The organism is Desulfovibrio sp. An276, from assembly GCF_002159665.1.
Taxonomy (GTDB): domain Bacteria; phylum Desulfobacterota; class Desulfovibrionia; order Desulfovibrionales; family Desulfovibrionaceae; genus Desulfovibrio; species Desulfovibrio faecigallinarum.
The window spans coordinates 402,112-419,538 of sequence record NZ_NFJC01000001.1 but is presented as its reverse complement, the minus strand read 5'-3'; the positions used below and the strand labels follow the sequence as shown (position 1 = coordinate 419,538).

Genomic DNA, 17,427 nt, shown 5'->3' with positions numbered 1-17,427 from the left:
CGCGAAACGCCCCACAGGTTGTGGCTTTCATGAACTCTCGAACACAAGTGCGAGATGGGCATGGCTCGATTTGGCTTGTAAAACGGCTTGGATCGAGACTCTTTCGGGGAAAAAGACACCTGTATGTCTTGACAAAATCACAAGTGAAGATACCATTCATTGCAGTTGAGAGGGAATTTTATATCCCGCTTTTCTCAACGTGATAGTATGGAAATTTCCATTTCTAGAAGCTGTTCAGGAGGCTTATAATGAAACGTTTCGCTCTCGTTCTTGCGCTGGTGGTGGCTCTTGCTGCCGGTTTTGGTTGCGCCAAGAAGTCTGCAGAACCTGGCTATGCTGACACTGGCATTTCCCCTGAAATGCAGGCTGCCATTCAGCAGATCACCGATGGTCGCGTGCTGTTTGCATTTGATCAGTACACCATTCAGCCCCAGTATCAGGAAGTCCTGAAGGCCAAGGCTGAGCTGATGAAGCGCTACAACACCATCCGCGTGCGCATCGAAGGCAACTGCGACGAACGTGGCACCCAGGAATACAACCTTGCTCTTGGCGAACGCCGTGCACGTGCTGCCTATGACTACATGGTGACCTTGGGCGTTTCCCCCAGCCAGCTCGAGATGATTTCCTACGGCAAGGAAAAACCCGCCGTTCAGGGTCATGACGAGGCTGCCTGGTCCCAGAACCGTCGCGACGACTTCCGCGTGATCGCCCACTAGTTCTTGTACCAGCAATAAATTTTGATAGAGGGGAAGCTGTTCCAGATGGAATGGCTTCCCTTGTTTCATGTAGGACTCCATTTTTGTGGGGTCTTTTTTTGTGTTCGCGCAAAGAGGTACTTGCATATGGACGCTGGCAAAAATATACTTTGAGAACACAAAAAAGGATAGTTTTGCGGGATGTGTTCTTTTCCATTGTTGCACTGTCTGCCCAATTCCTCTGTTTTCCCGCGTTGTACGGAATCCCAGGAGAAATACGCCAACAGCTCCCCAGGGGCATAAAACAGCAAGACCCGTCTTTGCGATGAAGATCACAATTTTGGATGGCGGGATCATCAATCCCGGCGATTTGCAATGGCAGCCAATAACCGATCTTGGCGAGACAAATATTTACCCCAGTACCCAGCCGTCTGAAATTGCCAAACGAACAGCAGAAAGCGATGTCGTATTGGTGAACAGAATGCCACTGGATGCCGAGGACGTTGCCTTGCTTGGCCCCAATGTGAGGCTGGTTGCCATCATGTCTACCAGTACCGATCTGGTTGACATTCAGGCCCTTGAGAAGCGGGGCATTGCTGCATGCAATGTACAGGATTACAGTTCTGCGGATGCGGCAGAACATACGCTGGCTCTCATGCTCAATCTCTTGCGAAGGGTGAGCGTCCATTCTCAAAGTGTTCATGAGGGTGAATGGACGAGACTCAGGGTCTGGTCCTTCTGGACAGATCCCCCAGTCTGCCTGGACAAGAAGATCCTTGGTCTTGTCGGTTTTGGTGCCGTAGGGCGCAGAGTAGGGCGCCTGGCCAATGCCTTTGGCATGGAGGTTTTGGCCACCTGCAGAACGCCCAGGAATCCCCCCTCGTTTGCGCCCTTTTCCTTTGTCGGTCTTGACACCCTGCTGCAGAAAGCTGATGTGGTTTCCCTGCATTGTCCCCTGACACGGGAGACAAAAGAGCTCATCTGCAAGAAAACAATCGAACGCATGAAGGATGGAGCCTTTCTTGTCAATGTGTCGCATGGTGGCCTTGTAAACGAGAAGGACTGCGCGAAAGCTCTTGTCGATGGCAAGCTGGCCGGCTTCGGTGCCGATGTGCTTGCGCATGAACCGCCAAGAAGGGACAATCCCCTTCTCCATGCACCCAATACGATTATCACGCCTCATATGGCATGGACTTCAAGAACTGCCAGACAAAGACTGCTCAGCCTAAGCGGTGAAATAGTGCGGCGCTGGATGCAGGGAACGCCTGTCAATCTGCTGAACAGGGTAAAGGCTGCTCCCCGTGAGATCTAGGATTTGCATGGAAAGACAGGCAATAGCAACTTTTGAGCGGAAAAAGCTTTCTTGAGACATATATCATGAGAATCGACATACATACCCATGCCTGGCTTTCTCATGGTGCAAAAAGAGCTGTCCAGGCTCTTTCTCGGGGATTTGGGCTGCAATGCGAGGCAAGTGGTGTTCTTGATGATCTTGTGAACGAAGAGCGCAAGGCAGACATGGACAGGGCCTGCGTTCTTTGTTGTGCCGCAAGGGGAGAGCATGTTCACGCTGTCAATCGCTTTGCCATCTCGCTCCTTGCCAAAGACAGCCTGCTTCTCCCCTTTGGAACAGTGCACCCCGAGTTGCCCTCCTGGGAGGAGGAGCTGGATTTTCTTGCCAGTGCAGGCATTGGCGGCATCAAATTGCACCCGGACTATCAGGGGTTCAGGCTGGATGACAAGGCCATGTTCCCGCTTTACGAGGCAATGAGCGGACGCTTTTGTCTCCTTGTCCATGTTGGCAGCCGCCAGAAACAAGGGGGCTGCAAAACGTTGTTTTCCACTCCCAGACAGCTTGAAAGGATTGCCGGGAGCTTTCCTTCTCTGCACATCATCGGGGCGCACATGGGGGGATGGTGCATGTGGGATGATGTGGAAGAGATTTTTGCGCATGGCTGCCCCGAAAATCTCTGGTTCGATACGTCCAATACGTCGTTTCATGCAGACAGTTCACGTCTTGGACGACTGCTGCGCATTCTGCCTTGTGACAGGTTGGTGTTTGGCTCGGACTGGCCCTTTTTCAGGGTAGAGGGGGAGCTTGCAAGGTTGCAGGCAGTGGGTTTGTCCGGCAGGCAAATGGACGATTTGACGCGCAATGGAGAAAGGCTTCTAAAGCTGTATTATCCCTGTCTCGGCCAATAATCCGAAAAAGAGAAAGGGCAGAACCATGATATGGTTCCGCCCTTGATATCCGTCAGGAAGTCTGTTTGCTTCCTGTGCTGAATGCCTAGTAAATGCCGGGCACCCGGCAACCTCTGTTACCGCTGCTTCCTTTCGGACCTGACGGGGTTGGCAGCGCTACCGCCACCCGGCAGATGCAAGGTAGTCACAAGCGATTTCCTTGTCAAGGATTACTTGCAGCGATCTTCGAGAGCAGCCACAGCAGGCAGCTTCTTGCCCTCGAAAAGTTCGAGGAATGCGCCACCGCCTGTGGAAATGTAGTCCATCTTGTCAGCCAGGCCATAACCTTCGACTGCAGAAATGCTGTCTCCGCCGCCCACAACCACAAAGGCCTCGGAATCGGCCATGCTCTGTGCAATGGCCTTTGTTCCTTCGCCAAAGGGATTGATTTCAAATACGCCCACAGGACCGTTCCACACTATTGTCCTGGCTTCCTTGAGGACCTTGTCGTAGAGCTCCCTTGTCTTGGGTCCCACGTCGAGGATCATTTTGTCCTCGGGGACCTCGTTTGCCATGCACACAGTGGCTGTGGCGCCTTCCTTCAGCTCGTCTGCCACCACTACATCGATGACAAGGGGAATTTCCTTGCCGAGCCTTTCTGCCTTGGCCAGAATCTCCTTGGAAGCTTCAACAAGATCCGGTTCATAGAGGGATTTGCCAACACTGTTCCCCTTGGCTGCAAGCATGGTGTTGGATATGCCGCCGCCAACAATGAGCTTGTCCACCTTGTCGAGCAGATTGTTCAGAAGTTCAAGCTTGGTGGAAACCTTGGAACCTCCAATGACAGCCACAAGCGGGTGCTGGGGATTGTCGAGAACCTTGGCGAAGGCTTCGAGTTCGGCAGTGAGCAGAAGGCCCGCGCAGGCCTCCTTTGCGGCGCGGATGGCACCTTCGGTGGACGCCTGGGCGCGGTGGGCAGTGGCAAAGGCGTCCATGACGTAGACGTCGCCGAGATCGGCAAGCTTTTTGGCGAGAACAGGATCATTGGCCTTTTCGCCCTTGAGGCAGCGTACGTTTTCAAAGACCACTACGCCGCCGGGGCGGACTTTTCTTGCCACTTCAAAGTCGTCTGTGAGCAGGGCGTCGCGGCCAAGGCATTCGCCAAGGCGGCTTGCCACTGGTGCCAGGGAGAACTGCGGATCAAACTCACCTTCCTTGGGGCGTCCAAGATGGGACAGGACAATGACGCCTGCGCCCTTGTCAAGAGCATACTGTATGGTGGGCAGGGCAGCGCGGATACGCTTGTCGTTGGTAATTTTGCCGTTGTTGACGGGCACATTGAGATCTTCGCGAATGACAACAGTTTTGCCGCGAAGATCCAGATCCGTCATCTTGGGAATAGGCATTGGTTTCCTCCACCGGTTGGACCGGTACAGACAAAAGTGTGCGTAGCCCTGACTGCGGTCAGGGGCAGAAAATCTGCAATATTGGCGTCTAGGCCTTCCCGAGCAGGGCAAGAGCTCTTGCCACCACATTGTCGGCAGTAAAGCCGAAATGCTTTGCAAGTTCACCGCCGGGAGCAGATGCGCCAAAGTGATCCAGGCCCAGTACATCGCCGTCAAGGCCTACATAGCGGTACCAATAGCCGGACCATGAAGCTTCCACAGCCAGACGGGCACGCACGTCTTCGGGAAGGACGCTCATTTTGTACTCTTCATCCTGGGCGTCGAAGACTTCGCAGGATGGCATGGAAACAACGCGCACCCTGACACCCTGGCCGTCCAGAATACTGGCCGCCTCCACACAGAGAGAAACTTCGGAACCAGTGGCAAGAAGAATGAGTTCAGGTTTGCCCTGGCAGTCGCGTACAATGTATCCGCCCCTGGACATGGCGGGATTCTTGCCCTTGTCGATGTAGGGCAGGCTCTGGCGGGAAAGTGACAGACAGGTTGGGCCCTGTGCTGCAAGAGCCGCCTGCCATGCAATGGCGCACTCTTCTGCGTCGCAGGGGCGCCAGACAGTGCAACCGGGTATGGAGCGCAGCATGTTCAGCTGTTCTATGGGTTGATGAGTGGGGCCATCCTCGCCAACCGCATAGCTGTCGTGGGTCAACACCCAGCAGACGCGCAATTTCATGAGGGCTGCAAGACGGATAGCGTGTTTCGCGTAGTCGGAAAAAACCATGAAGGTTCCGGCATAGGGGATGAAGCCGCCATGAACGGCAAGTCCATTCATGATGCAGCCCATGGCAAATTCACGCACACCGTAGCAAAGATAGTTGCCGTCATAGGTGTCGGGATTCATGATAACGGACGAGGCCGTTTTGGTCCCGACAGAACCCGAAAGATCCGCAGAGCCGCCAACAAGTTCGGGAATGGCAGGAACAAGTTCGCTCAAGACGTTTTTCGAGGACACTCTGGTGGCGAGTTTTTCCCTTGCTTCACGGGCTTTGCGCACAATATTGTCCACAACAGTGTCGGTGCCTACAGGGAGAGTGCCGCTGATGCGGCGAACAAATTCCTTGGCAAGACCAGGGTGATCCTTTTTGTAGCCTTCAAGCAGGGTTTGCCACTCCTCTTCCCATGCCTGGCCCTGTTTTGTGGCGTCCCAAGCAGCAAGAATTTCTGCCGGGATGGAGAAGGGCTCGGCAGGAAGGCCGAGGTCGATCTTTGCCTTGCTTGCGTTGTCTGTTCCGAGAGGAGAGCCATGGCATTTTTCGCTGTCGGCTAGGACAGAACCAAAACCGATGTGGGTGCGGCAGATAATGATGGAAGGACGTGTTGTGTCGCTTCTGGCCTCGGCGAGAGCCTTGTCCAGGGCCTCGGCATCATGTCCGTCGATGGGGCCAACGACCTGCCAGCCGTAGGCCTCAAAGCGCTTTGCCACATCTTCCGTGAACCATCCGCTGACCTTGCCGTCAATGGAAATACCGTTGTCGTCATAGAGGGCAACAAGCTTGCCGAGTTTCCATGTGCCTGCAAGCGAGCAGGCCTCGTGGCTGACGCCTTCCATAAGGCAACCGTCACCCATGAAAACATAGGTCATGTGGTCGACGATATTGTAGCCGGGCTTGTTGTATTTTTCTGCAAGCATGCGCTCTGCCAGGGCCATGCCGACAGCAGATGCAATGCCGGAGCCGAGGGGCCCGGTGGTAATGTCAACGCCTGGGGTATGTCCATGCTCAGGGTGTCCCGGAGTGAGCGAATCCCACTGGCGGAAATTCCTGATGTCCTCCAAGCCGAGCTTGTAGCCTGTGAGATAAAGCAGGCTGTACATGAGCATGGAGGCATGTCCATTGGAGAGCACAAAGCGATCGCGGTTGAACCAGTCTGGGTTGGCAGGATTGTGTTTGAGGCAGTGGCGCCAGAGTGCTTCGGCCATGTCGGCCATGCCCAGTGGGGCCCCGGGGTGGCCGGATTTGGCTTTTTCTATGGCATCTATGGCAAGAGCCCTGATGGCATTGGCACACTGCGAACGGGTCACGGTCATGAAACTCTCCTTGAAGCTCGCTACGCCTGGCGAGGTTTCCATTTTGAACAGACTTGTGCTGCCAAACGCAGCTCGCCCTGAGCGGCTGCCTTCTGGAATTGGGCGAGGCGCTCGTCGTAGGGCGGAAATTTGAAGAAGGCGGATCCGGACACAAAAACATCGGCACCACACTGAACCAGCCTGCCGATGTTTTCTGGACAAACCCCTCCGTCTACCTGAATGGGAATATGGCTGCCATTGTTGGCATCCAGAAGCTCGCGCACTGCCTGAATTTTTGCTTCTACTACAGGCAGGAATTTCTGGCCGGAAAAACCGGGGTTCACGCTCATGAGCAGAACAAGATCCAAATCCGCAGTCAGCCAGCGAAGCTGCCCGATATCCGTGGAAGGATTGAGCGCTACACCGGCAAGACAGCCCAGTTCACGTATTTTGGCAAGGCAGCGCTGCAGATGGGTTTCGGCTTCGGAGTGGACAACAATGAGGTCCGCACCAGCCCTGGCAAAGTCCTCCACATAACGGGAGGGGGCGTTCACCATGAGATGGGCGTCAAAAAAGAGGCTGCACTGCTTTCTCAAGGAAGCAATGACCGGGATGCCAAAAGTAATGTTTGGTGCAAAGCTTCCGTCAATGACATCAAGGTGCAGCCAAGGCACGCCGGCCTTTTCAAGATCCCGGCATTCCTCTGCGAGTTTGCCAAAGTTTGCAGAGAGTAGTGAGGGGGAAAGTATCATGCGCGGGCTTCCTCCTGTTCGAGTTCCTGCTTCAATTGCTTCAGATCCTGGAGAATGGAGCGCAGAAAGACATTGTCGCTGCCCTTGCGCATGGCAGAGCGGGCGCGGCGTTTTTCTGCCTGTTCTCTGTGTCTTTCTGCAAGTTTTCTGTTACGGGTTTCAATTTCTTCTGCAGACATGGTTGCAGGTGCGCGTCTGAGAAGATGCTGGCGTGCCCCTTCAATGGTCATGCCCCTGGTATAGAGCAATTCCCGTATGCGCTGCAGCATGCGCAGATCCTGTTCCGTATAGGCCCTGTGGCCACTTGGCAGGCGTATGGGCGCAAGGACAGGAAACTCCTGCTCCCAGAAACGGAGAACAGATGTTCTGACACCGAGTATGGTGGCAATCTGCCCTATACGATAGGTTCTTCCCAAATCTCCCATGCAGTCGGAATCCCCCGAGGAATCGCAAGCAAAAGATCCTTTTTCCGCACGCATACTGACACTTTTTTTTTCTGCCGTCCATATGAGGGCAAGTCTTGGACAAAGGAACACAACACTTCTGCAGCCTGCTTGCCTGTTGCTTCAACCTGAAGAGGCGGGCATTGGGGACAAAAAAGGCACGCAAGCCTTCAGGACTTGCGTGCCAAAAGATTGTGTGACGCTTTGCCGATGTCAGATGACAGAAAGAGCGCTAGATGCGGACGCCGAGGTCCTTTTCCAGGGCGTGCACAATGCGATCCCTTTCCTTGTCCGCTTCCGCATCCTTGAGCGTTTTCTTCGGAGAACGCATGGTCAGACGGAAGGTGAGGTTGCGGCTTGAGCCGTCCTTGGGAACAAAGAGGTCGATCATGGAGACGTCTTCAAGCAGGAAGGATCCGGATGAGATGATGGCATCCATGATGGTCTTTGCCTTCATGCCAGGATCCGCGATGACCGTGATATCCCGGCGAACAGCGGGATAGGTTGCGAGCTCCCTGAAGCCTGTCGTTGCTGCGTCGTGCAGCCTGCGCAGAACTTCAAGGTTGAATTCTGCCACCCATACAGGCCAGCGAGCCTCATAGCGGTCGGCAATGGCAGGCTGGACACGGCCCATGGTGCCTACGCATTCCTCACCCACATACACGTCTACTGCAGGCAAGAGATAGGGATGCTCGCTTTTCAGGCTGACAGTCGGAGCGGGCAGATGCAGGAAACGCATGAGGTTTTCGGCTATGCCCTTGAGGTCAAGGTAGTCCAGTTCGCCGACTTTCTGTGGCCAGAGCTCGTCGTAGCGGCGGCCTGTGAGCAAAAAGCCCATCATGCCGGTCTCGCGTGTTCCTGTGTAGACTGTGTCGTCCTTCACGAAGACGTTGGCGAGCTCAAAGATGCGCACTGAGCTTGCATTCTGGCGCATGTTGGTATTCAGGGTGTGCAAAAGTCCGGGAGCAAGGGCGGTCCTGAGCACATCCTGGTCGGCAGAGAGGGGATTCATTATCTCGATGCGTCCTTCCTTAGGAAGATTGAGCAAATCGAGATCCCTTGTGCCCACAAAGCTGTAGTTGATGCATTCGTTGAGGCCAAGGCCGCTGGCCCAGCAGCGCAGACGATCCATGAATGCATAGGTGGTTTCGGGCAGGGAAGCGTCCTCAAGCTTGCGCTCGACACTGGGCAGGACAGGCTTGACCTTGTCCATGCCGTAGAAGCGGGCGACTTCCTCTATAAGATCCGCCTCGCGAGTGACATCGGGACGCCAGCTGGGCTGCTTCACGCTCCATTCGTCACTGTTTGTAGCATCCACCTCGCAGCCAAGGCCTGTCAGCACATTCTTGCTGAAGTCGAGACCGGGCTCCTCGCCAAGAAGTTTTGTGCAGCGGGCGGGGCGGTACTTGATTTGCGCAGGTACGAAGGGCGCAGGCTCGCTCTTGCAAAGTCTGTCGGAAACAATGCCACCGGCAAGACTCTGGATCATGGCACAAGCCCTGTCGAGGCACCACTGGGTTCTTTGCTGGTCCACGCCGCGTTCGAAGCGGAAGGATGCTTCGGAGTGCAGGCCAAGGCGCCTGGCCGTGGCGCGGATGGATGCAGGCCTGAAAATGGCGGATTCAAGGAAGACTCCCTTGCTTTCGGCAGTCATTTCGCTTTCGAGTCCGCCCATGACACCGGCAAGACCCACAGGGCCCTCTGCGTCGCGAATGGTGAGATCGCGGGCTGTGAGAATCCTGTCCTGTCCGTCCAGGGTCGTGAAGTGCTCCCCCTCTTCGGCATGGCGCACTATGACCTTGCCACCGCGCACCTTGTCAAGAGCAAAGGAGTGCAGGGGCTGGCCTGTCTCCATGAGGATGTAGTTGGTAACGTCAACAACATTGGAGATGGCGCGAACGCCCACGGCATGCAGACGGTAGCGCATGCGAATGGGGCTTGGGGCAAGCGTGGTACCAGTGATAACGCGACCCATGTAGCAGGGGCAGAACGCGGGATCCTCAATGACAATCTCCGGGTGGGGATAGTCGGAGGCCGAAAATTCGGGAAGCTTTTCCGTGACCTGCATGGGAAGATTGAAGGCTAGGGCCACTTCGCGGGCAAGTCCCAAGACACTCAGGCAGTCGGCCCTGTTGGGCGTAATATCTATATCGAGAACTTCCTTGTCGAGGTTCAGGGCATCAACAAGGGGAACACCTATGGGGAGGCTGTCATCAAGAACAAGGATGCCAGTGTGATCCTCGCTCAGGCCCATTTCCCTTTCGGAGCAGATCATGCCGAAAGAGGGTTCGCCACGCAATTTGGCCTTCTTGATCTGCATGCCTCCGGGCATGACAGTGCCGACCGTGGCCACGGCTACGGTCTGGCCTGCGGCCACATTGGGAGCGCCACAGACGATGGGCAGAAGTTCGCCACTGCCGACGTCCACCTTGCAGACGTGCATGTGATCGGAGTTGGGATGGGGAGCACACTCCACAACCTTGCCAACCACAATGGAAGAGATGTCTGCAAAGGGATGGACGATGTCATCCACTTCCAGACCAAGCATGGTCAGGCGGTCGGCAAGTTCCGAGGCGCTTCCTTCATAAGGAACAAATTCGCGTAACCAGGAGAGTGAAAGCAGCATAAGTCACCTTGGGCATGAAAGGGGCGTTGCAGATGTGTTTTGTCCTTCAACGCCGCATGAAAAAATATGTTTTACCAAAGAGGACGTTCGTCCATCGGGTTCGGAAGAGGGCGTTCCTTTTGTCTCTTGCCCCCGTATGCACCATTGCGCAGCCTCTCTTTTCGCGGCTTTTCCTGTATGTCAGGCGTTATGGGGTTGCCGTAGGCATCCCCAAAGGCTTCAATGGTGGGAATTTTCCGGCCCTTGAGCGGCGTGTCTGGAGACTCGAGTCCGGTTCTGGGAGGAGCCGAAGTTGAGTAGCTGGCAGCAGAGGCCATTTGCGGGCAAAAGCCTGCCAAAAGACAGGCACAGAACAGGGGCAACAGGGGAACACGCATCTTTGAACAAACCGTCTGAACAAGGCGCTTAGACAAACTGGCGCAGGAAACGAGCGTCGTTTTCAAAGAACATGCGCAGATCGCCAAGGCCATACGTAAGCATGGCAATGCGTTCTACGCCCATGCCAAAGGCAAAACCGGTAATGTCTTCCGGGTACCCCACGCAGGAAAAGACCGCGGGATCAACCATGCCGCAGCCAAGGATTTCAAGCCAGCCAGTGGTCTTGCAAACTCGGCAGGGTGTGCCGTTCACATGTCCCTTGCCGTGGCACAGGCAGCAGGAAATATCCACTTCTGCGGAAGGCTCCGTGAAGGGGAAGAAACTGGGGCGGAAGCGAACCTTGGTCTCCTTGCCAAACATGGCCTGACTGAAGGCAGTCAGAACTCCGCGCAGATGGGCCAGGGTCACATTGTCGCCTACCATGAGGCCTTCGACCTGATGGAACATGGGAGTGTGCGTGATGTCGGAATCGCGGCGGTAGACCTTGCCGGGAGAAACAACGGCCAGAGGGGGCCTGCGCCTCTCCATGGTGTGGACCTGGACTGCAGAGGTCTGGGTACGCAGAACAATGTTGTCCGTAATATAGAGCGTATCCTGCATGTCGCGGGCCGGGTGCTCGGGAGGCAGGTTCAGCGCTTCGAAATTGTAGTAGTCTGTTTCGACTTCGGGGCCGCTTTCGATATCAAAGCCCAGCTTTTCGAAAACAGAACAGATTTTTTCCATGGTAAGGGTGATGGGGTGTCTTGTACCTTCCCATGGATGGCGGCCCGGCAGAGTGGGATCGAAACTTTCGATAAAGGCCTGCTCGGCGAGGTCCTCGAGGGTTTTCTTGCGTGCTTCAAACAGGGTGGTGAGCTCTTCCTTGACCCTGTTTGCAACCTTGCCTGCCTCGGGGCGCTTTTCCGGAGCAAGCGAGGGCAATTCGCTCATGATGGAGGCAAGCTCACCCTTGCGGCCAAGGAATTTCACGCGCAGACTTTCCAGTTCATCGGCTGTAGAGGCTTTTTCGAGGCCTTTTTCCAGTTCCGGTGCAAGGCCTTCCAGAGCAGAAATGATATCCATGTCTAGTTCCGTGACCCGACCCCGGAAGCCGGGACGGGCTTGATGCAAAAAAAAGAAAAAGGAGACAAGGGCATAGCCTTGTCTCCTCGTTTCAAAGCAACTGTCCTTAGAGGGATGCTTTAGCCTTTTCCACCAGGGCAGCGAAATCATCCTTGTGGAAAACGGCAAGGTCGGCAAGAATCTTGCGGTCCAGAACGATGCCTGCAGCCTTCAGACCATGCATGAAGCGGCTGTAGGAAAGTCCGCTCAAGCGAGCACCAGCATTGATGCGCAGGATCCACAGCTGACGGAAGTCGCGCTTGCGGTGCTTGCGGCCGACAAAGGAATTTTGCATCGAGCGCTCAACGGCTTCCCTGGCGGTACGGTACAGACGATGGCGTGCACCGCGGAAACCCTTGGCAGCGTCAAGATATTTTTTGTGCCTGCGATGTGCGGCAAGACCTCTCTTTACACGCATTGGTGTGTCCTCCTCAAACCCGGACAAGGCGTAGGTCGGAAAGCCCGCCGGGACAGTACAATATGGGATCTTCCCCTTGGGGGACGATCAGCAAAAATCGGATGTAAAACCTATCCGTTGGGCAGAAGCCTGCGGACGGCCTTCAGATTGGCAGAATCCACCACGGTGGGCTGCCCAAGACGCATCTTGCGGCCAGGCGCTTTCTTGGTCAGGATGTGACGCAGGTTCTGACGGCGACGACGGTACTTGCCGGTGCTCGTCAGTTCGAAGCGCTTGGCGGCAGAACGCCGCGTTTTGATCTTCGGCATTTGTTTGGACCTCACAAAATGAAACTTTCCCTCTAGGGGAGGGTGAGCTTGCCTGAAAAACGTGCCCCTTGCAAGCTCTATTTTTTGGGCACAAGCAGCATCTGCAGGGTGCGGCCTTCGGCGCGTGGCTCCTGGTCAACCCTTGCGACATCCTCGAGATCCTTCACGAAGCGATCGAGTATGTCCATGCCGCGATCTTTGTGGACAATTTCGCGCCCACGAAAGAAGACTGTGACCTTGCAGCGGTCGCCATCTTCAAGGAATCGGCGAACATGCCGCACCTTGGTTTCGTAGTCATGGTCGTCCGTCTTGGGACGAACCTTGATTTCCTTGACCTGGACAACAGCCTGCCTTTTCTTGGCGTCCTGACGCTTTTTCTGCTGCTCGTACTTGAACTTGCCATAGTCCATAATGCGGCAGACAGGCGGTTCGGAATTGGAAGAGACCTCGACCAGATCACAACCTTCATCACGTGCCGCAGCAATGGCGTCATTGCGGGACATTATGCCCAGCTGTTCTCCGTCCATGCCGATAACACGCACTTCGCGCGCATGTATCAGCTCGTTACGGCGGACCCCGTCATCGGGCATGCGCCTGCGGGGTTTCATGTTAGGCGAAGCTATAGCTCATTCCTCCTTTCGTGAACGGTTCTGCCGCCGCGGCCCTGATCAGTTCAATCGTTTCCTCGACGGTCTTCATGCCCAGATTTTCTCCTGTGCGCAAACGAACGCTCACAGTTCCGCTCTGTGCTTCCTTTTCTCCCACCACAAGCATGTAGGGGATTTTGTTCACCTGAGCCTCGCGCACCTTGAAGCCAAGCTTTTCGTTGCGATCGTCGAGGCTGACGCGGATGCCGTTTGCGGCAAAGGTCTTTTCCATGTCCCTGGCTGCATCAATGGCAGCATCGGTAACAGTGAGCAACCTGGCCTGTTCGGGCGCAAGCCAGACAGGCAGGGCTCCTGCGTACTGCTCGATAAGCACGCCAATGAAGCGCTCCACGGAACCCATGATGGCCCTGTGCACCATAACGGGACGATGACGTTCGCCGTCCTGACCCACATAGGTCAGGTTAAAACGCTCGGGCAGGGTAAAGTCCACCTGAATTGTGGAGCACTGCCATTCGCGACCAATGCAGTCAAGCAGCTTGACATCTATCTTTGGTCCGTAAAAGGCGCCGTCACCCTCATTGATGCTGTAGGGGAGACCTTCCTTCCTGACGGCTTCGATAAGGGCGTTCGTAGCAAGCTCCCATGCCTCGTCCGTACCGATGCTGTCTTCGGGTCTGGTGGAAATTTCAATCTTGTACTTGAAGTCGAACAAGGTCATCAGATCCTGAATGAGGCGGATGACATTGATGATTTCGCTTTCAAGCTGCTCGGGTGTGCAGAGAATGTGCGCATCGTCCTGTGTGAACTGACGAACGCGCAAAAGTCCGTGCAGCACTCCGCTTTTTTCATGACGGTGTACAAGGCCAAGCTCGAAAAAGCGCTCGGGCATGTCACGGTAGGAGTGGACCGAATTGCCGTAGATAAGCATGTGCCCAATGCAGTTCATGGGCTTGATGCCATACATCTCTTCATCGATTTCGGTGAAGTACATGTTCTGGCGATAGTGGTCGTAATGTCCGGACTGCTTCCAGGTTTCCTGGCGCAGAAGTTGCGGGCCCTGCACAATGGAATAGCCACGTTTCAAATGCTCGCGCTTCCAGAAGTCTTCCAGGATGGTGCGCATGAGCATGCCCTTGGGCAGCCAGAAGACCATGCCGGGAGCAACGTGCTCGAAAAAGGTAAAGAAGCCTAGTTCCCGACCGAGCTTTCTGTGATCGCGGCGCTTGGCCTCCTCCATTTGGTGGAGATAGTCTTTCAGGGCTTTTTCATCCGCAAAGGCAGTGCCGTAGATGCGGGAAAGCATGCGGTTCTTCTCATTGCCGCGCCAGTAGGCTCCGGCAACGGCAGTCAGGCGAACATGGTCGCAAAAGCCCGAATTCGGCACGTGAGGACCACGACACAGGTCCACAAAATCGCCAAGCTGATAGAGAGAGACATTGGCCTCACCGAGGTCGTCGATGATTTCGACCTTGTATTTCTCGCCCATGGACCCGAATTTTGTCTTAGCCTCGTCACTGGACATTTCCGAGCGAACGAAGGGAATTCTTGCCGCAGCAATACGGTGCATTTCCGCTTCTATCTGTTCGAGATCACCTTGAGTGAAGGGCTTTTCCACATCAAAGTCATAGTAGAAGCCGTTCTCGATGGCGGGCCCAATGGTCACAAGTGCATTGGGGAAGAGCTTTTTCACGGCAAGGGCCATGACGTGGGCAGTGGAATGCCGGATCATTTCCAGTCCTTCGGGACTGCTGGCAACAATGGGGGTTATCTCGGTGCAGCCAGCGGGCAGGGGAGAGGAAAGATCATATGTCTTGCCGTCTATGGAAGCAGCCACGATACTCTTGAACTTTTTGCCGCTCATGGCAGACTTGAGCACGGACGCAATGTCCGCGTTTTCTGCCACGGCAATTGTTTGTCCTTCTACACGGACATCCATGGGAAAGAATTCCTCCGTACTATGTGCAGTGTCGCAAGCACATAAAAAAGAAGGGGAGGCCAATGACCTCCCCTCCGGCGTATATTTTTAACAAGGGCGGTTGGCGTACAACGCCTTTCGCCGCCGGGAGATGCACTCCCGATTGCTTGAGTGTGGTAGGAACGAGCAGACTTGAACTGCTGACCTCTTCCGTGTCAAGGAAGCGCTCTAGCCACCTGAGCTACGCTCCTGTTCTTAAAGGCAGGAGTCTGTTTATAGTTTCTCAGCCTTCTCGTCAAGCATTTTTTTCGCAATTGTAAAAATTTTCTGACTACAGGGCATTTTGGGCCTGCCAGGCTTCGAAATCTGCTCTGGCTCTTTGTGCGTACCATTCCTTGCGCTCCTTTTTGGGAATGCGAAAGTCCGGTTCGGGCATGAGGCCAAAATGGGCGTTGCTTGGCTGAAATTTCTTCTGCTCCGTTCTGAGATGTCCGAGCAGGGCGCCAAGGGCAGTGGTCAGCGGGGGTGAGGTGAGCTCTCTTCCCGTGATGCGTGCATGGAGTATCTGGGCAATCCAGTGTCCGTGCGCTGCAGATTCCACATAGCCTTCCACTCCTGAGAGCTGGCCTGCGACAAAAACGTTGGGTCTTGCGAGCAGCGAGCTGTCTGGGGCAAGCACTTTTGGTGCGTTGACGTAGGTATTGCGGTGCATGCTGCCAAAACGTATGAATTCGGCTTTCTCCATGCCTGGTATCAGACGAAAGACGCGGGCCTGTTCGGCATAGGTGAGCTTGGTCTGGCAGCCAACAAGGTTGTAGGCTGCGGCGTTGAGACTTTCTGCCCTGAGCTGCAAAAGGGCCCAGGGGCGTCTGCCTGTTCTCGGATCCGTAAAGCCGACAGGCTTCATGGGACCGAAGACCAGGGTCTTGGGGCCGCGTTCAGCCAGAGCCTCGATGGGCATGCAGCCCTCGAAGTGCTTTTCGAAATCCCTGGCGTGCACCTTTTCCGCAGCGCAAAGGGCCTCGTAGAAGACATTGTATTCGTCCCTGGTCATGGGACAGTTGAGATAGTCTCCCTCGTCAGCCCCTTCTCCCTGTTCGTCGCCGTAGCGGGATCCTCTGAAGACAATGCCATAGTCGAGACTGTGCCCCCAGACGATGGGCGCAATGGCGTCGTAGAAATAGCAGTGCTCCATGCCAATGGCGCTGGCAAGGCTTTGCGAGAGGCTCTCGGTGGCAAGGGGACCGGCTGCCAGGACAATGAATCTGAACGGCGCAAGACGTGCCTCTTCCAGCGAGGAAATAGTTTCCTGCACAAGGTTGATGCGGGGATTTTGCACCACGTCCCGGGTTATGCGCGAGGAGAAGAGCTCCCTGTCTACGGCAAGCGCCTTGCCTGCCGGAACGCGGCAGGCATCAGCATCGGCCATGAAGGGACTGTGCAGATCGCGCAATTCCTGCTTGAGAAGGCCAATACCGCTTGCCAGTGCGTCAGAGCGCAGGGAATTGGAACAGACAAGCTCGCTCAGATTGTCGGAGACGTGAGCCTTTGAGCGTTCCTTTGGTTTGCATTCGAAAAGAGTGACGTCCACTCCCCTGGCGGCAAGGACTCTGGCGCATTCGCAGCCGGCAAGACCGGCACCAACTATAGCTATTTCGGACATGAATGGTTCCTGGAATGATTCCTGTAGGTTGTGTCGCAGGCAAGCACCCGGAAAACAAGGGTTGGATGCTTGCGGCGCAGCCCCTACATGCCACAGAGATGCGCAAAAGTCATGAACAGGGGAAGCCCCCTGACAGACTGGAGGCATGGCAATCGAAAGGCATGGGAAAAGAGGCAGGTATTTTGCCTGCAAAAATCAGATCTTGCAGGACAATGGCAAGTCGAGTAAATTTTTCGTCCCCTTTGGAAGGGAGTGTTTTGATTTGCGGGAGCAAGTTTGAGAATTATGACAGCTTTCGATCAGCAAACATCGGAACAGGTTAGGGAACCTGTTTTGGAGGTGGGGATCGCCTTCACCAGCGACGAGGCAAAAGCCTTGTACAGGGAGGGCCTCTGTGCGGCGACCAGCCGCTCTGCTGGCACGGATCTGCGTGCTGTGCTTGCAGGGGAGGCCTTGGAGATTGCCCCTGGCGAACGCGCGACTATCCCTACCGGTGTGCGGGTACAGCCCCGGACCCCCGGGTATGCCGGCTTTCTCTATTCGCGCAGTGGGCTAGGCGCCAGGGATGGCCTGACCGTGGCTCAGGGTGTGGGCGTCATTGATCCGGACTACACGGGAGAAATACTGGTGGTTTTGCTGAACACTTCGAAGGACGTGCGACGAATCAGCCGAGGCGAGCGCATAGCGCAGCTGATATTCCAGCCATACGCAAGGCCCTGCTATGCCCTGGTCGATGATCTGCAGGCTACGGAACGTGGTGCAGGCGGATTTGGACACAGTGGACGATAGGGGCTGATTGCAACAGACACACGCAGGGCTCTTTTGCCGATAGCAGCGCTTGCCCGAAAAAGGCGAAGGGCAAGCAAGAGAG

15 protein-coding genes, 1 tRNA gene and 1 other RNA gene are annotated in these 17,427 nt (G+C 55.3%); 4 read left to right on the top strand and 13 right to left on the bottom strand.

Translation table 11 applies throughout. The features are described 5' to 3' along the window. The first annotated feature begins 248 nt into the window (after nt 1–248). From pal to B5F76_RS01860, 3 genes are all read left to right on the top strand, one after another. Complete coding sequence (gene pal, locus B5F76_RS01870; RefSeq protein ID WP_087350090.1) at nt 249–716, top strand: peptidoglycan-associated lipoprotein Pal; 468 nt, start codon at nt 249–251, stop codon at nt 714–716. Between the two features lie 304 nt (nt 717–1,020). Continuing rightward, entirely contained in the window at nt 1,021–2,007 is a 987-nt protein-coding gene (locus B5F76_RS01865; protein ID WP_087350087.1) for a D-2-hydroxyacid dehydrogenase, read from the top strand. Between the two features lie 65 nt (nt 2,008–2,072). Further along, the gene (locus B5F76_RS01860) at nt 2,073–2,897 is read left to right on the top strand and encodes an amidohydrolase family protein (protein WP_144268360.1); all 825 of its coding nucleotides are present in this window, start codon (nt 2,073–2,075) and stop codon (nt 2,895–2,897) included. 88 nt (nt 2,898–2,985) lie between these two features. On the opposite strand, the gene ffs is transcribed toward B5F76_RS01860, so the two are convergent. From ffs to trmFO, 13 genes are all read right to left on the bottom strand, one after another. Continuing rightward, nucleotides 2,986–3,071, bottom strand: an RNA gene (ffs, locus tag B5F76_RS01855) — signal recognition particle sRNA small type. Nucleotides 3,072–3,106: 35 nt separating this feature from the next. After that, nucleotides 3,107–4,282 (bottom strand): phosphoglycerate kinase, encoded by a 1,176-nt coding sequence (locus B5F76_RS01850; protein ID WP_087350081.1) that lies wholly within the window; start codon nt 4,280–4,282, stop codon nt 3,107–3,109. Between the two features lie 88 nt (nt 4,283–4,370). After that, a complete protein-coding gene (gene tkt / locus B5F76_RS01845; protein ID WP_087350078.1) occupies nt 4,371–6,365 on the bottom strand; it encodes a transketolase in 1,995 nt (664 codons plus the stop codon). A gap of 20 nt (nt 6,366–6,385) precedes the next feature. Continuing rightward, nucleotides 6,386–7,096, bottom strand: a complete 711-nt coding sequence (rpe, locus tag B5F76_RS01840; protein WP_087350075.1) for a ribulose-phosphate 3-epimerase — start codon at nt 7,094–7,096, stop codon at nt 6,386–6,388. Continuing rightward, nucleotides 7,093–7,521, bottom strand: a complete 429-nt coding sequence (locus B5F76_RS01835; protein ID WP_087350283.1) for a MerR family transcriptional regulator — start codon at nt 7,519–7,521, stop codon at nt 7,093–7,095. The genes rpe and B5F76_RS01835 overlap by 4 nt, the downstream gene beginning before the upstream one ends. 250 nt (nt 7,522–7,771) lie before the next feature. Then, the gene (gene pheT, locus B5F76_RS01830; protein WP_087350072.1) at nt 7,772–10,165 is read right to left on the bottom strand and encodes a phenylalanine--tRNA ligase subunit beta; all 2,394 of its coding nucleotides are present in this window, start codon (nt 10,163–10,165) and stop codon (nt 7,772–7,774) included. 405 nt (nt 10,166–10,570) lie between these two features. Further along, nucleotides 10,571–11,605, bottom strand: a complete 1,035-nt coding sequence (gene pheS, locus B5F76_RS01820) for a phenylalanine--tRNA ligase subunit alpha (protein WP_087350066.1) — start codon at nt 11,603–11,605, stop codon at nt 10,571–10,573. 106 nt (nt 11,606–11,711) lie between these two features. Beyond that, nucleotides 11,712–12,062 carry a 50S ribosomal protein L20 gene (gene rplT / locus B5F76_RS01815; protein WP_087350063.1) on the bottom strand — a complete coding sequence of 117 codons (351 nt, stop codon included), beginning with the start codon at nt 12,060–12,062 and terminating at the stop codon, nt 11,712–11,714. 110 nt (nt 12,063–12,172) lie between these two features. Further along, a complete protein-coding gene (gene rpmI / locus B5F76_RS01810; RefSeq protein WP_087350060.1) occupies nt 12,173–12,370 on the bottom strand; it encodes a 50S ribosomal protein L35 in 198 nt (65 codons plus the stop codon). Nucleotides 12,371–12,447: 77 nt separating this feature from the next. Then, on the bottom strand, nt 12,448–12,978 hold the full coding sequence (gene infC, locus B5F76_RS01805) for a translation initiation factor IF-3 (RefSeq protein WP_087350057.1): 531 nt from the start codon (nt 12,976–12,978) through the stop codon (nt 12,448–12,450). Nucleotide 12,979: 1 nt separating this feature from the next. Continuing rightward, entirely contained in the window at nt 12,980–14,914 is a 1,935-nt protein-coding gene (gene thrS, locus B5F76_RS01800) for a threonine--tRNA ligase (RefSeq protein WP_087350054.1), read from the bottom strand. A gap of 153 nt (nt 14,915–15,067) precedes the next feature. Continuing rightward, a tRNA-Val gene (locus tag B5F76_RS01795) sits at nt 15,068–15,144 on the bottom strand. An 80-nt stretch (nt 15,145–15,224) separates the two neighbouring features. After that, a complete protein-coding gene (trmFO, locus tag B5F76_RS01790) occupies nt 15,225–16,556 on the bottom strand; it encodes a methylenetetrahydrofolate--tRNA-(uracil(54)-C(5))-methyltransferase (FADH(2)-oxidizing) TrmFO (RefSeq protein WP_087350051.1) in 1,332 nt (443 codons plus the stop codon). A 285-nt stretch (nt 16,557–16,841) separates the two neighbouring features. On the opposite strand from trmFO, the gene dut reads away from it, so the two are divergent. Then, complete coding sequence (gene dut / locus B5F76_RS01785) at nt 16,842–17,345, top strand: dUTP diphosphatase (protein WP_087350280.1); 504 nt, start codon at nt 16,842–16,844, stop codon at nt 17,343–17,345. Nucleotides 17,346–17,427 lie beyond the last annotated feature (82 nt).